Below are 15,231 nucleotides of genomic sequence, written 5' to 3' on the forward strand. Positions count from 1 at the left end.
AAGGATGATTGAAGCAGATCGCCTGATATCGGCAGGCACTATTCAGGCAGAGGACGTGGTGGATCGTGCGATCCGTCCGAAGTTGCTTGATGAGTATATTGGCCAGCCGCAGGTGCGTTCCCAGATGGAGATCTTCATCCAGGCGGCAAAGCTGCGCGGCGATGCGCTCGATCACCTGCTGATTTTCGGTCCTCCGGGTTTGGGGAAAACCACCCTGGCGAATATCGTTGCCAATGAAATGGGCGTGAACCTGCGTACCACGTCTGGCCCGGTGCTGGAAAAAGCAGGCGATCTGGCGGCGATGCTGACCAATCTTGAACCGCACGACGTGCTGTTTATCGATGAGATCCACCGCCTGTCGCCGGTGGTGGAAGAGGTTCTCTATCCGGCAATGGAAGACTACCAGCTGGATATCATGATCGGCGAAGGGCCTGCCGCGCGTTCGATCAAAATCGATCTGCCGCCGTTTACCCTGATTGGCGCCACCACCCGCGCCGGGTCGTTAACCTCTCCACTGCGCGACCGCTTTGGTATTGTGCAGCGCCTCGAGTTCTATCAGGTCGCCGACCTCCAGCATATCGTGGGCCGCAGTGCCCGCTATATGGGGCTGGATATGAGCGAAGAGGGGGCATTTGAAGTGGCGAAGCGTTCGCGCGGAACACCGCGTATCGCTAACCGCCTGCTGCGCCGCGTCCGTGACTTTGCAGAAGTGAAGCACGATGGTTCTATTTCTGCCGAAATTGCTGCTCAGGCGCTGGATATGCTGAATGTCGATGCTGAGGGTTTTGACTACATGGACCGCAAGCTGCTGCTGGCGGTGCTGGACAAATTCTTTGGCGGGCCGGTCGGGCTGGATAACCTGGCGGCGGCAATCGGGGAAGAGCGTGAGACAATTGAAGATGTACTCGAACCGTATCTGATCCAGCAGGGCTTCCTGCAACGTACCCCGCGTGGGCGTATGGCCACGGTGCGGGCGTGGAATCATTTTGGTATCACGCCACCGGCAATGCCGTAATGCTTAATTCCCTCTCCCAGTGGGAGAGGGTTAGGATGAGGGCATCAGCGCCCTCGATATCAACTAGCGGTCTTCTTCATCATACTGAAAATAAACAGCACCGCCGCACACAGCACCACTGACGGCCCCGCAGGCGTGTCATAGAACGCCGAGAAGGTTAACCCGCCCGTGACCGCAATCATCCCGATAATCACCGCCACGCCTGCCATCTGCTCCGGCGTACGGGCAAAACGACGCGCGGTGGCCGCAGGAATAATCAGTAGCGACGTAATAATCAGCGCACCGACGAACTTCATCGCCACGCCGATGGTTAACGCCGTCACCAGCATCAGCAGCAGTTTCACCCGCTGCAGCTTCACGCCGTCTACAAACGCCAGATCCGGGCTGACGGTCATCGCCAGCAAATTACGCCACTGCCACAGCAGAATACCCAGCACCACCACCACGCCAATGGCAATAGCAATGAGATCTTCAGGCGTCACGGCGAGCAGGTCGCCAAACAGATAGGCCATCAGGTCAACGCGGATATTGGACATCAGGCTCACTACCACCAGGCCCAGCGACAGGGCGCTGTGCGCCATAATGCCGAGCAGGGTATCAATGGCGAGGTGAGGGCGTTTTTCCAGCCAGACCAGACCGGCGGCGAGGAGCAGCGTAACGACAATCACCGCATAGAACGGGTTGACGTCCAACAGCAAACCAAAGGCCACGCCCAGCAGTGAAGCATGGGCCAGGGTATCGCCGAAATAGGACATTCTGCGCCAGACCACAAACGAGCCAAGCGGACCCGCGGCGCAGGCGAGCATAATCCCGGCCAGCCAGCCGGGCAGTAACAGTTCAATCATGAGTGTCCATTTCCCCGGCGCAGGACAATTCGTCCCTGTAAATCATGGCGGTGGTTATGATGATGGCGATAAATACCCAGTTGTTCAGCCCCGCGAGGGCCGAACATAGAGATAAATTCGGGGTGCATTGACACCACTTCAGGCGTGCCGGAACAGCAGATATGATGGTTCAGACAGAGCACTTCGTCGGTTTTCGCCATCACCAGATGCAGGTCGTGGGAGACCATCAGCACCGCGCAGTTCAGTTCGTGGCGCAGCTGGTCAATTAAATCGTAAAGCGCGACCTGACCATTGACGTCCACACCCTGCGTTGGCTCATCCAGTACCAGCAGCTGGGGGCTGCTGAGCAGCGCCCGGGCAAGTAACACGCGCTGGGTTTCCCCGCCGGACAGTTTTTGCAGTGGCGCGTCCACCAGGTGGCCCGCCTGGACACGTTTCAGCGCCGGAAGAATATCGGCTTTACGCGTACCAGGGCGCAGGCGCAGGAAGCGGCTGACGGTCAGCGGCAGCGTGGCATCAAGATGTAATTTTTGCGGCACGTAGCCGATACGCAATTTTTCTTCACGCTTGATGACACCTTCATCAGGGGCTACCAGACCCAGCACCACGCGCACAAGGGTGGATTTACCCGCGCCGTTCGGACCGAGCAGCGTCAGAATTTTACCGGGCTTCAGATCCAGCGAGACGTCAGAAAGGACGCGGCGCTGACCGAAAGAGACCGAAACATTTTCAAGAGAAACCAAAGTTGTCATGTCAATTTAAGCTTGCAGAAGTCAACGAATGTTATAATATCACATTCCACGCATTCATTACGATGATTAGTCGCATTATGTTACATAAAAATACGCTTCTTTTCGCAGCATTATCCGCTGCCCTTTGGGGCACAACAGCACAAGATGTTAACGCTGCCGTTGTCGCTTCGCTCAAACCGCTGGGATTCATTGCATCGGCCATTGCAGATGGGGTGACGGAAACCCAGGTTCTGCTGCCCGATGGGGCCTCTGAGCATGATTATTCACTGCGTCCATCTGATGTAAAACGCTTACAAAACGCGGACTTAGTTGTCTGGATTGGGCCGGAGATGGAAGCCTTCATGCAGAAGTCTGCGAACCAGATCGCGGACACGAAAAAGGTCACCATTGCCGAACTTTCTGGCGTGAAACCGTTGCTCATGAAGGGGAGTGACGACGACGGTGACGAACACGAAGGTCATCATGCTCATGATGAAAAAGGTGACGGGGATCACCATCACGGCGAGTATAATATGCATCTTTGGCTCTCCCCAGAGATAGCGCGGCTTTCGGCGGTTGCAATCCATGACAAATTAGTGGAACTTATGCCGCAAAGTCGAGCCAAACTAGACGCCAACCTGAAAGATTTTGAGGCACAATTAGCCGCAACCGATAAGCAGGTGGGTAACGAGCTGGCACCGCTGAAAGGAAAAGGGTATTTCGTTTTTCATGACGCCTATGGCTATTACGAAAAACACTACGGCCTGACCCCGCGTGGCCATTTTACCGTCAACCCTGAAATTCAGCCTGGTGCGCAGCGTTTACATGAGATCAGAACACAGTTGGTTGAGCAAAAAGCGTCCTGCGTTTTTGCTGAGCCACAGTTCAGGCCAGCGGTCGTAGAAGCCGTGGCCAGGGGAACATCCGTGCGCATGGGAACCCTTGACCCGCTAGGAACGAACATCCAGTTGAGTAAAGCGAGCTATTCGCAGTTCCTCACTCAACTGGCGAACCAGTATGCGAGCTGCCTGAAAGGAGATTAACGAGGAAGTGAATACGTGCAACAGATAGCCCGCTCTGTCGCCCTGGCATTTAACAATCTGCCCCGACCCCATCGCGTTATGCTGGGGTCGCTTACAGTTCTCACCTTAGCGGTCGCCGTCTGGCGGCCCTATGTTTACCACCCGAGTTCTGCCCCTATCATCAAAACCATCGAGCTTGAGAAGAACGAAATCCGTTCTCTGCTGCCGGAGGCCAGTGAGCCTATCGACCAGGCGGCTCAGGAAGATGAAGCCATTCCGCAGGATGAGCTGGACGATAAAACCGAGAATGAAGCCGGGATCCATGAATATGTGGTCTCCACTGGCGATACGCTGAGCAGCGTACTGAACCAGTACGGCATTGACATGGGGAATATCAGCCAGCTGGCTGCCGCAGATAAAGACCTGCGTAACCTGAAAATTGGCCAGCAGCTCTCGTGGACGTTAACGCCAGAGGGCGATCTGCAGCGCCTGACCTGGGAAATGTCCCGTCGCGAAACGCGCACATACGACCGCACTGCAAACGGTTTCAAGATGACCAGCGAGTTGCAGAAGGGCGACTGGGTTAACAGCGTGATGAAAGGGACCGTAGGCGCAAGCTTTGTATCGAGCGCGCGTGATGCGGGCCTGACCAGCGCTGAAATCAGCTCGGTTATCAAAGCCATGCAGTGGCAGATGGATTTCCGTAAGCTGAAAAAAGGTGATGAGTTCTCCGTACTGATGTCCCGCGAAATGCTGGACGGCAAGCGTGAGCAGAGCCAACTGGTGGGGGTACGTTTGCGCTCTGATGGTAAAGATTACTACGCCATTCGCGCTGAAGACGGCAAATTCTATGACCGCAGCGGTACCGGGCTTGCGAAAGGCTTCCTGCGCTTCCCAACGGCGAAACAGTTCCGCATCTCATCCAACTTCAACCCGCGTCGTCTGAACCCGGTCACCGGGCGTGTGGCGCCGCACCGTGGCGTGGACTTCGCCATGCCACAGGGCACACCGGTGCTGGCGGTGGGAGATGGTGAAGTGGTTGTCGCCAAACGCAGCGGGGCTGCCGGGTACTATGTTGCGGTCCGTCATGGTCGCACTTATACCACCCGCTATATGCACCTGCGTAAGCTGCTGGTGAAACCAGGCCAGAAAGTGAAACGTGGCGACCGTATCGCCCTCTCAGGCAATACCGGACGTTCTACAGGGCCACACCTGCATTATGAAGTGTGGATCAACCAGCAGGCGGTAAACCCGCTGACGGCGAAACTGCCGCGCACCGAAGGGCTGACGGGTAAAGATCGTAAAGATTACCTGGCGCAGGTGAAAGAGGTTGTGCCGCAACTGCGTTTCGACTAAACCCTTCCGTTTTGTCTAAAGCCGGCGTCAGTAAGCGCCGGCTTTTTCTTTTGTGCGTGGGGCGCTGCCTCGCTACACTATCGTCATTATATTTTGCGTCACCAGACCCTGGAACCAGCATGGAAACCAAAAAAAACAATATTGAGTTCATTCCTGAGTTTGAAAAATCCTTTCGCCACCCGCGTAACTGGGGCGCCTGGCTTGGCGTTTACGCGTTTGCTGGCATTGCCATGTTACCTGCCCCTGTGCGCGATCCCGTTCTGGGTAAAATTGGCCGTCTCGCAGGACGAATGGGCAAAAGTGCCCGCCGTCGCGCGCAAATCAATCTCTTCTACTGCTTCCCGGAAAAGAGCGATGCCGAGCGCGAAGCGATTATTGATGACATGTATACCACCGCGCCACAGGCCATGGCGATGATGGCAGAGCTGGCGCTAAAAGGGCCAGAAAAGGTCCTTAAGCGTGTTGACTGGAAAGGGCTGGAGATCATTGACGAGATGCGCCGCAACGATGAAAAAGTGATTTTTCTCGTTCCGCACGGCTGGGGAGTGGATATCCCGGCCATGTTGATGGCATCTCAGGGCCAGAAGATGGCGGCCATGTTCCATAACCAGGGTAATAAAGTGTTTGATTTCGTCTGGAACACCGTGCGTCGTCGTTTTGGTGGACGCCTTCACGCCCGTAACGATGGTATCAAGCCGTTTATTCAGTCCGTGCGACAGGGGTACTGGGGTTACTATCTGCCGGATCAGGATCACGGTCCTGAGCACAGCGAGTTTGTCGATTTCTTTGCCACCTACAAGGCGACGCTTCCGGCGATTGGCCGTCTGATGAAAGTCTGCCGCGCCCGGGTTATTCCGCTGTTCCCGGTCTACGATGGCAACACGCACCGTCTGAGCATTGAGGTTCGCCCGCCGATGGACGACTTACTGACCGCGGACGATAACACCATCGCGCGTCGCATGAATGAAGAGGTGGAGGTGCTGGTGGGGCCGCATCTTGAGCAATACACGTGGATCCTGAAGTTGCTCAAAACGCGTAAGCCTGGCGAGAAAGAGCCGTATCAGCGCAAAGAACTTTACCCAAAGAAATAAAACCCCTCACGCTGACCCTCTCCCCGTGGGGGAGAGGGAAACATCTGTTTATTATTCGACGGTTAATACGCGGGTGGTGTTGGTTGAGCCGATGGTGCTCATGACATCACCCTGGGTCACGATGACAATATCACCGGATACCAGGTAGCCTTTGTCGCGCAGCAGATTAACGGCATCGTGCGCCGCTGCCACACCGTCATTGGTGCTGTCGAAGTAAACCGGGGTTACGCCGCGGTACAGCGCCGTCAGGTTCAGCGTGCGCTCGTGGCGGGACATCGCGAAGATCGGCAGACCGGAGCTGATACGGGACGTCATTAGCGCGGTACGGCCTGATTCGGTCATGGTGATGATCGCCGTGACGCCCTTCAGATGGTTAGCCGCATACATGGCGGACATCGCAATCGCTTCTTCCACGTTGTCGAACTGCACGTCCAGACGGTGTTTAGAGACGTTAATGCTTGGGATCTTCTCCGCGCCCAGACAGACGCGCGCCATCGCGGCAACGGTCTCTGCCGGGTACTGACCGGCTGCGGTTTCAGCGGAAAGCATGACCGCATCGGTACCGTCCAGCACGGCGTTAGCCACGTCCATCACCTCTGCACGGGTCGGCATTGGGTTGGTGATCATGGATTCCATCATCTGGGTTGCGGTGATCACCGCGCGGTTCAGCTGACGCGCGCGACGGATCAGCGCTTTCTGGATGCCGACCAGTTCCGGGTCGCCAATTTCCACACCCAGATCGCCACGGGCAACCATCACCACGTCAGACGCCAGAATCACGTCGTCCATGGCATCCTGATCGCAAACGGCTTCCGCACGTTCAACTTTTGCTACGATTTTCGCGTCGCAGCCGGCATCACGCGCCAGACGACGGGCATAGTTCAGGTCTTCGCCGCAGCGCGGGAAGGAGACGGCCAGATAGTCCACGCCGATCAGCGCCGCGGTAACGATATCCGCTTTGTCTTTATCGGTCAGCGCTTCGGCAGACAGGCCACCGCCGAGTTTGTTAATGCCTTTGTTGTTAGAGAGTGGGCCGCCGACGGTGACTTCGGTGAACACCTTCATCCCCTGAACTTCCAGCACTTTCAGCTGAACACGACCGTCGTCGAGCAGCAGGATATCGCCAGGCACAACGTCAGCCGGCAGACCTTTATAGTCGATACCCACTTTCTCTTTATCGCCTTCACCTTTACCCAGGTTGGCATCAAGCAGGAATTTATCGCCGATATTGAGGAAAACTTTGCCTTCTTTGAAGGTCGAGACACGAATTTTTGGACCCTGCAGGTCACCGAGGATAGCAACATGGCGGCCCAGTTTAGCCGCGATCTCACGCACTTTGTCGGCACGTAATTTATGGTCTTCTGGCGTACCGTGAGAGAAGTTCATACGCACCACGTTGGCACCCGCGGCGATAATCTTTTCGAGGTTATTATCGCGATCGGTGGCCGGGCCTAAGGTGGTGACGATCTTGGTTCTGCGAAGCCTTCTGGACATGTAATACTCCGTTGACTGAAACAACTTTGGTGTTGCGTGAAGATTGAATCGGCCTTCATCTGCTGCAAAGCAACCGCGAGGGGACCGAATGCCGTAAATCGTTACATCGTAATTTTTCGTTACGTCTTAGTTATCTACTATCAAGGAACATCGCTCTTTATAAGCAATTCTTTATCAAAACGCGATTCCTTGAGCGCTTCCTTGACACGCTTCAAGTTATCTCTGAATTTAGCGCCGCGGCGTAAGGTAAAACCGGTTGCCAGGACGTCAATCACGGTCAGCTGCGCCAGACGGGAGACCATTGGCATATAGATATCCGTATCTTCCGGAACGTCCAGAGTGATGGCGAGCGTGGCTTCTCTTGCCAGCGGCGTGCCTGCTGTCGTGAGGGCGATAACCATGGCATCGTGTTCACGCGCCAGCTGCGCCAGCTCAACCTGACTTTTGGTGCGCCCGGTATGGGAAATCAGGACCACCACGTCATCCTCGCTACAATTCATACAGCTCATGCGTTGCAACACGATGTCATCGGAATAAATGACCGGGACGTTAAAGCGGAAGAATTTATTCATGGCATCATGCGCCACGGCCGCCGATGAACCGAGTCCGAAGAATGCAATTCGCTTGGCCTGGGTCAGTAAATCGACCGCCCGGTTAACGGAACTCATATCCAGCGACTGACGCACGTGGTCAAGCGTGGCCATGGCCGATTCAAATATTTTCGCCGTGTATGCATCAACGCTGTCGTCTTCATCCACATTGCGATTAACATAGGGCGTACCATTTGCCAGACTTTGTGCCAGATGCAGTTTAAAATCAGGAAAGCCACGCGTTTCCAGGCTCCGGCAGAACCGATTCACCGTCGGCTCGCTGACGCCTGCATCCTGTGCCAGAGCGGCGATGCTTGAATGAATCGCCTGAGCAGGCGAGGCGAGAATAACTTCAGCCACTTTTCGCTCGGATTTGCTAAGGTGTTCCAGTTGAAACTGGATTTTTTCCAGTATGTTCATGTTAACAGGACGCTCATGGGTGTAAACGATTTCATCTATAGATGAAATTGAGATTCGATTTAGCCGATATTACCCTCGTGGCTTCCATAAAGGGTAACAGTCGACAAGATAATGTTGTTGTTTTTTTTCATTACTTGATCGGTGTCGGGTTTTACTGTGACCGTGTTGCGCAAAGAATCGACGCTTGTTGCGTCATCAGGCCAGCGTAATCCTCTTAAGGGGTGAAAAATCGCCGTATCGCACGCGACGTTAAGCGCTAATGGTTTCGGGAATGACGTAAAAGCAGTACAGTGCATTGTAATAAAATTACAACGATACCTGGCAGAAGCACCAGGTGATCCAACTGAGGAGAATGACATGGCGGTAACGCAAACAGCCCAGGCATGTGACCTGGTCATTTTCGGCGCGAAAGGCGATCTTGCACGCCGAAAATTGCTGCCTTCCCTGTATCAACTGGAGAAAGCGGGCCAACTTCATCCGGATACCCGTATCCTGGGTGTAGGGCGCGCCGACTGGGACAAGGACGCATACACCAAAGTCGTGCGTGAAGCGCTCGAAACTTTCATGAAAGAGAAAATTGATGAAAGTTTGTGGGATACCCTGAGCGGACGTCTCGATTTCTGCAATCTGGATGTGAACGACGTGAGCGCGTTTACCCGTCTGGGTGAGATGCTGGATCAGAAAAACCGGGTCACCATCAACTATTTCGCCATGCCACCAAGCACCTTCGGCGCCATCTGTAAAGGTCTGGGCGAAGCGAATCTGAACGCCAAACCTGCGCGTGTGGTAATGGAAAAACCGCTGGGTACCTCACTGTCTACCTCCCGCGAAATCAACGACCAGGTGGGCGAATACTTCGAAGAGTGCCAGGTCTACCGCATCGACCACTATCTGGGCAAAGAGACGGTACTGAACCTGCTGGCGCTGCGTTTTGCCAACTCCCTGTTTGTGAACAACTGGGACAACCGTACCATCGACCACGTGGAAATCACCGTGGCCGAAGAGGTGGGTATCGAAGGCCGCTGGGGTTACTTTGACCAGGCCGGTCAGATGCGTGACATGATCCAGAACCACCTGCTGCAGGTACTCTGCATGATTGCCATGTCTCCGCCATCAGACCTGACCGCTGACAGCATCCGCGACGCGAAGGTGAAAGTGCTGAAGTCACTGCGTCGTATCGACCGTTCTAACGTGCGCGAGAAGACGGTGCGTGGTCAGTACACATCCGGCTTTGCGCAGGGCAAAAAAGTCCCTGGTTATCTGGAAGAAGAGGGCGCGAACAAGTCCAGCAACACCGAGACGTTCGTGGCGATCCGCGTGGATATCGATGACTGGCGTTGGGCGGGTGTGCCGTTCTACCTGCGTACCGGTAAACGTCTGCCAGCCAAATGCTCTGAAGTTGTCGTTTACTTCAAAAACCCTGAGCTGAACCTGTTCAAAGAGTCGTGGCAGGAGCTGCCGCAGAACAAACTGACTATCCGTCTGCAGCCGGATGAAGGTGTGGATATCCAGATCCTGAACAAAGTGCCGGGACTGGATCACAAACATAACCTGCAGACCACCAAACTGGATCTGAGCTACTCCGAGACCTTCAATCAAACGCACCTGGCGGATGCTTACGAGCGCCTGCTGCTGGAAACCATGCGCGGTATCCAGGCGCTGTTTGTGCGTCGCGACGAAGTGGAAGAGGCGTGGAAATGGGTCGACTCCATCACCGAAGCCTGGGCTGCCGATCAGGATCCACCAAAACCGTATCAGGCGGGCACCTGGGGACCTGTCGCCTCCGTGGCGATGATCACCCGTGATGGCCGCTCCTGGAACGAGTTTGAGTAAGATAATCCTCTAGCCCGAAGGTGTTATTTTACCGGTAACATGATCTAACACAGCTAGTGGCACAATTTTTATACTTTTAAGCTCCGCGTGGATTCACCCGCGGGGCTTTTTTTATTACACTGCCGGAAGCGATTTTGCCCCTGAGCTCCGGACAGCAAGCGTTTCAGCGTTGTTAACAACTGCCAGCGACTTTGTAAACTCCCGAGCCCGGACAGATAAATTAGAGGAGCTTTTATGAATCCGACATTGTTACGCGTAACACAACGCATTATCGAGCGCTCGAAAGAGACCCGTTCGGCCTACCTCGCCCGCATTGAACAGGCTAAGACCAATACCGTACACCGCTCGCAGCTGGCCTGCGGTAATCTGGCGCACGGTTTCGCCGCCTGTCAGCCTGAAGACAAAGCCTCATTAAAGAGCATGCTGCGTAACAATATCGCCATCATTACCTCCTATAACGACATGCTCTCCGCGCATCAGCCGTACGAAGTGTACCCGGACATCATCCGTAAAGCGCTGCACAGCGTGAATGCGGTGGGCCAGGTGGCGGGGGGCGTGCCGGCCATGTGTGACGGTGTGACCCAGGGGCAGGACGGGATGGAGCTGTCGCTGCTGAGCCGCGAAGTCATTGCCATGTCTGCAGCGGTCGGTCTTTCTCACAATATGTTTGATGGCGCGCTGTACCTCGGCGTGTGCGATAAGATTGTCCCGGGGCTCGCCATGGCGGCGCTGTCGTTTGGTCATCTTCCGGCCATTTTTGTGCCGTCAGGTCCGATGGCCAGCGGTTTGCCAAACAAAGAAAAAGTGCGTATCCGCCAGCTGTATGCCGAAGGTAAAGCAGACCGCCAGGCGCTGCTGGAAGCGGAAGCCGCCTCTTACCATGCGCCGGGTACCTGTACCTTCTACGGTACGGCCAACACCAACCAGATGGTGGTGGAATTTATGGGGATGCAGCTTCCGGGCTCCTCCTTCATTCAACCCGATGCGCCGCTGCGCAAGGCTCTGACCGAAGCCGCCGCCCGTCAGGTGACGCGTCTGACCGGGAACGGCAACGAGTGGATGCCGCTGGGTAAAATGGTCGACGAGAAAGTGATCGTCAACGGCATCGTGGCCCTGCTGGCAACGGGGGGCTCAACCAACCACACCATGCACCTTGTGGCAATGGCACGTGCGGCTGGCATCCTGATCAACTGGGATGATTTCTCCGACATCTCTTCCGTGGTGCCGCTGATGGCGCGCCTGTATCCGAACGGTCCGGCAGACATTAACCACTTCCAGGCCGCCGGTGGCGTACCGGTGTTGATGCGTGAGCTGCTCAAGGGCGGTCTGTTGCACGAAGATGTGAACACGGTGGCGGGTTTTGGTCTGCATCGCTATACCCTTGAGCCATGGCTGAACAACGGTGAGCTGGACTGGCGTGATGGGGCGAGCGCCTCTCTTGATCCGCAGGTCATTGCTACCTTCGAACAGCCGTTCTCACGCCACGGCGGCACGAAAGTGCTGAGCGGCAACCTGGGACGCGCAGTGATGAAAACCTCTGCCGTGCCGGAAGAGAACCAGGTGATTGAAGCCCCGGCAGTGGTCTTTGAGAGCCAGCATGATGTTTTACCTGCCTTTGATGCGGGCCTTCTCGACAAGGATTGCGTGGTGGTGGTGCGTCATCAGGGACCCAAAGCGAACGGGATGCCAGAATTACATAAACTTATGCCACCACTTGGTGTATTATTGGACCGCCGTTTCAAAATTGCACTGGTCACCGATGGACGCCTCTCGGGTGCCTCAGGTAAAGTGCCTTCAGCCATCCACGTAACGCCTGAAGCGTATGATGGTGGTTTGCTGGCTAAGGTGCGTGACGGCGACATCATCCGCGTCAATGGCCAGACAGGTGAGTTAACCCTGCTGGTGGACGAAGCCGAGCTGGCGGCCCGTCAGCCGCATATTCCAGACCTGAGCGCATCGCGCGTGGGAACCGGACGCGAAATGTTTGGCGCGCTGCGTGAGAAACTCTCCGGGGCGGAGCAGGGCGCAACCTGTATTACGTTTTAAGACGACTTGATTTTATCGATCTGGCGAGAGAAAACTCTGATGAAAAACTGGAAAACAAGTGCAGAAGCAATCCTGACCACTGGCCCCGTTGTGCCGGTTATCGTGGTGAACAAACTGGAGCACGCGGTACCGATGGCGAAAGCGCTGGTTGCGGGTGGCGTTCGCGTTCTGGAAGTGACCCTGCGTACCGCCTGCGCGATGGACGCGATTCGCGCAATCGCTAAAGAAGTGCCGGATGCCATCATTGGTGCGGGTACCGTTACGAACGCAAAACAGCTGGCTGAAGTGACCGAAGCGGGCGCGCAGTTTGCCATCAGCCCGGGTCTGACCGAGCCGCTGTTAAAAGCGGCAACCGAGGGCACCATCCCGCTGATCCCGGGGATCAGCACCGTTTCTGAACTGATGCTGGGTATGGACTACGGTCTGAAAGAGTTCAAATTCTTCCCGGCAGAAGCCAACGGCGGCACCAAAGCGCTGCAGGCGATTGCGGGTCCATTCTCTCAGGTGCGCTTCTGCCCGACGGGCGGCATCTCTCCGGCCAACTACCGTGATTACCTGGCGCTGAAGAGCGTGCTGTGCATCGGCGGCTCCTGGCTGGTACCGGCGGATGCCCTGGAAGCAGGCGACTGGGATCGCATCACCAGACTGGCTCGCGAAGCGGTTGAAGGCGCGAAGCAGTAAGCACCTCGCATCATGAAAAACGGGCCATCAGGCCCGTTTTTTTTATCCGTTAACGCTAACCGCGGCAGCGGCAGCTTTCGCCCTTGCCACGGCATCATCCACGCTATTGCCAGTGGCTAATGCCACGCCCAGTCGACGCGTACCGTCGATCTCCGGTTTCCCGAACAGGCGAACCTGCAGACCTGCCCCAACCGCGCCTTCAACGTTGTCAAAGGTGACGTTCTGGCTGGTCAGTTGCGGGAGGATCACCGCCGAGGCGGCCGGACCATACTGGCGAATACCACCAACCGGCAGGCCGAGGAACGCGCGCACGTGCAGGGCGAACTCGGAGAGATCCTGGGAAATCAGGGTCACCATCCCCGTATCGTGCGGGCGAGGGGACACTTCGCTGAAAATCACCTCATCACCGCAGACAAACAGTTCCACGCCGAACAGGCCGTAACCGCCCAGCGCCAGCACCGTTTTACGGGCGATCTCCTGCGCGCGCGCCAGCGCCAGGGCACTCATCTGCTGCGGCTGCCAGGATTCACGGTAATCGCCATCCTCCTGACGGTGTCCAATCGGATCGCAGAAATGGACACCATCAACGGCACTGACGGTCAGGAGGGTAATTTCGAAATCAAACTTCACCACGCCTTCAACAATCACGCGACCGGCTCCGGCGCGACCGCCCTGTTGGGCATAATCCCATGCCTTGTCCAGCGTGCTGCTGTCGCGGATGAAGCTCTGCCCTTTACCGGAGGAGCTCATCACCGGCTTAATGATGCACGGATAGCCAATCTCCTCAACGGCCTGCAGGAAAGCAGCTTTATCGCCGGCAAAACGATAGCCAGAGGTGGGTAATCCCAGCTCTTCCGCCGCCAGGCGACGAATGCCTTCGCGATTCATGGTCAGCTTCGCGGCCTTTGCACAGGGCACCACGCGCTGGCCTTCCTGTTCAAGGGCAAGCAGCGTATCGGTGGCGATGGCTTCGATTTCCGGTACGACAAAATCCGGTTTCTCACGCGTAATCAGCTCGCGCAGGGCATCGCCATCCAGCATGTTAATCACATAAGAACGGTGGGCAACGTGCATGGCGGGTGCATCGGCGTACCGGTCTACGGCAATGACTTCCACGCCTAAACGCTGACACTCAATGGCGACCTCTTTGCCCAGTTCACCCGATCCCAACAGCATTACACGCGTCGCCGCAGGTCGCAGCGCGGTTCCTAAACGAGTCATAACAATCCCCCTGAAAAAGTTGCGCGCAGTATAAACGAAAACGTTTGCGTGTGTCTTGATCGGGGCCCGTGCGCGGGGAAGAAATTTGCGCTTCTTTAGCCCCGCCAGACATTTCCTGACGCCTGCTCGCTTACGCTGTGGAACATGTACACCGTTAAGTGAGGGAAACCATGTCTGGCTGGTTAAATCAATTGCAATCACTGTTAGGGCAGAAAACGTCGCCATCCGGCGAACAGGGGCTGAGCAAACTGGTCCCCGGGGCGCTCGGCGGTCTGGCAGGCCTGCTGGTGGCGAATAAATCCTCGCGCAAGTTGCTGGCAAAATATGGCACCGGCGCGTTACTGGCCGGTGGCGGAGCCATTGCGGGGACTGTACTGTGGAATAAATACAAGGACAGAGTACGAACCGCACATAGCGATGAACCCGATTATGGTCAGCACACATCACCGTTGGATCTGCGCACTGAACGGCTGATCCTTGCGCTGGTTTTTGCCGCGAAAAGTGACGGGCATATCGACGATAAAGAACGGTCGGCGATTGAGCAGCAGCTGCGGGAGGCCGGTGTGGAAGAGCAGGGCAGAACGCTGGTGGCCCAGGCCATCGAACAGCCGCTGGATCCGCAGCGCCTTGCGCAAAGCGTAAAGAATGAGGAGGAGGCGCTTGAACTCTATTTCTTAAGCTGTGCCGCCATTGATATTGACCACTTTATGGAGCGCAGCTACCTCAATGCCCTCGGCGACGCGTTGAAGATCCCTCAGGACGTGCGCGACGGCATTGAGAAGGATATCAGGGAGCAAAAACAGGCGTTAGCGGGTTAACTGTCACCGTCGCGGTCATGTTTCGCTTGCATCATGCGCGTGTTTTGCCAACCTTATAGGGTGTAAAA

At 56.0% G+C, this 15,231-nt stretch carries 13 protein-coding genes; 8 read left to right on the top strand and 5 right to left on the bottom strand.

Annotation, left to right across the window (positions count from 1 at the left end; all coding sequences use genetic code 11):
• Window positions 1–4: 4 nt before the first annotated feature.
• Window positions 5–1,015 carry a Holliday junction branch migration DNA helicase RuvB gene (gene ruvB / locus ACMWKA_RS09905; protein ID WP_414760164.1) on the top strand — a complete coding sequence of 337 codons (1,011 nt, stop codon included), beginning with the start codon at window positions 5–7 and terminating at the stop codon, window positions 1,013–1,015.
• A gap of 59 nt (window positions 1,016–1,074) precedes the next feature.
• Here ruvB and znuB read toward each other — a convergent pair whose 3' ends face one another.
• Window positions 1,075–1,860: a zinc ABC transporter permease subunit ZnuB gene (znuB, locus tag ACMWKA_RS09910; RefSeq protein ID WP_013096087.1), complete on the bottom strand. Its 786-nt coding sequence runs from the start codon at window positions 1,858–1,860 to the stop codon at window positions 1,075–1,077.
• Complete coding sequence (gene znuC / locus ACMWKA_RS09915) at window positions 1,857–2,612, bottom strand: zinc ABC transporter ATP-binding protein ZnuC (RefSeq protein ID WP_014832401.1); 756 nt, start codon at window positions 2,610–2,612, stop codon at window positions 1,857–1,859. Before znuC ends, znuB begins: the two co-directional genes overlap by 4 nt.
• A 77-nt stretch (window positions 2,613–2,689) precedes the next feature.
• Here znuC and znuA point away from each other — a divergent pair, with 77 nt between their 5' ends.
• The 3 genes from znuA (at window position 2,690) to lpxM (ending at window position 6,060) form a co-directional block, all read left to right on the top strand.
• Window positions 2,690–3,634, top strand: a complete 945-nt coding sequence (gene znuA, locus ACMWKA_RS09920; protein ID WP_013096089.1) for a zinc ABC transporter substrate-binding protein ZnuA — start codon at window positions 2,690–2,692, stop codon at window positions 3,632–3,634.
• A 15-nt stretch (window positions 3,635–3,649) separates the two neighbouring features.
• Entirely contained in the window at window positions 3,650–4,969 is a 1,320-nt protein-coding gene (mepM, locus tag ACMWKA_RS09925; protein ID WP_013096090.1) for a murein DD-endopeptidase MepM, read from the top strand.
• Between the two features lie 119 nt (window positions 4,970–5,088).
• The gene (lpxM, locus tag ACMWKA_RS09930) at window positions 5,089–6,060 is read left to right on the top strand and encodes a lauroyl-Kdo(2)-lipid IV(A) myristoyltransferase (protein WP_414760165.1); all 972 of its coding nucleotides are present in this window, start codon (window positions 5,089–5,091) and stop codon (window positions 6,058–6,060) included.
• Window positions 6,061–6,111: 51 nt separating this feature from the next.
• Here the strand turns inward: lpxM and pyk are convergent, their stop codons facing one another.
• Both pyk and ACMWKA_RS09940 read right to left on the bottom strand, forming a co-directional pair.
• A complete protein-coding gene (gene pyk / locus ACMWKA_RS09935; protein WP_013096092.1) occupies window positions 6,112–7,554 on the bottom strand; it encodes a pyruvate kinase in 1,443 nt (480 codons plus the stop codon).
• Window positions 7,555–7,694: 140 nt separating this feature from the next.
• Window positions 7,695–8,564 (bottom strand): MurR/RpiR family transcriptional regulator, encoded by an 870-nt coding sequence (locus ACMWKA_RS09940; protein ID WP_414760166.1) that lies wholly within the window; start codon window positions 8,562–8,564, stop codon window positions 7,695–7,697.
• Between the two features lie 357 nt (window positions 8,565–8,921).
• Between ACMWKA_RS09940 and zwf the strand changes: the two genes are divergently transcribed.
• The 3 genes from zwf to kdgA all read left to right on the top strand — a co-directional run bounded on the left by zwf (window position 8,922) and on the right by kdgA (window position 13,124).
• Window positions 8,922–10,397: a glucose-6-phosphate dehydrogenase gene (gene zwf, locus ACMWKA_RS09945; RefSeq protein WP_014832396.1), complete on the top strand. Its 1,476-nt coding sequence runs from the start codon at window positions 8,922–8,924 to the stop codon at window positions 10,395–10,397.
• 234 nt (window positions 10,398–10,631) lie between these two features.
• Window positions 10,632–12,443: a phosphogluconate dehydratase gene (gene edd / locus ACMWKA_RS09950; protein WP_061772747.1), complete on the top strand. Its 1,812-nt coding sequence runs from the start codon at window positions 10,632–10,634 to the stop codon at window positions 12,441–12,443.
• A gap of 39 nt (window positions 12,444–12,482) precedes the next feature.
• Entirely contained in the window at window positions 12,483–13,124 is a 642-nt protein-coding gene (kdgA, locus tag ACMWKA_RS09955; protein ID WP_029882310.1) for a bifunctional 4-hydroxy-2-oxoglutarate aldolase/2-dehydro-3-deoxy-phosphogluconate aldolase, read from the top strand.
• 42 nt (window positions 13,125–13,166) lie between these two features.
• Here kdgA and purT read toward each other — a convergent pair whose 3' ends face one another.
• Window positions 13,167–14,345: a formate-dependent phosphoribosylglycinamide formyltransferase gene (purT, locus tag ACMWKA_RS09960; protein WP_058678590.1), complete on the bottom strand. Its 1,179-nt coding sequence runs from the start codon at window positions 14,343–14,345 to the stop codon at window positions 13,167–13,169.
• 170 nt (window positions 14,346–14,515) lie between these two features.
• Between purT and ACMWKA_RS09965 the strand changes: the two genes are divergently transcribed.
• Window positions 14,516–15,163 carry a tellurite resistance TerB family protein gene (locus tag ACMWKA_RS09965; protein WP_020690815.1) on the top strand — a complete coding sequence of 216 codons (648 nt, stop codon included), beginning with the start codon at window positions 14,516–14,518 and terminating at the stop codon, window positions 15,161–15,163.
• The last annotated feature ends 68 nt before the right edge of the window (window positions 15,164–15,231 follow it).

The sequence above is a fragment of the Enterobacter sp. 03-F-07-AD-ECC genome, assembly GCF_047530935.1.
GTDB classification, from domain to species: Bacteria; Pseudomonadota; Gammaproteobacteria; order Enterobacterales; family Enterobacteriaceae; genus Enterobacter; species Enterobacter cloacae.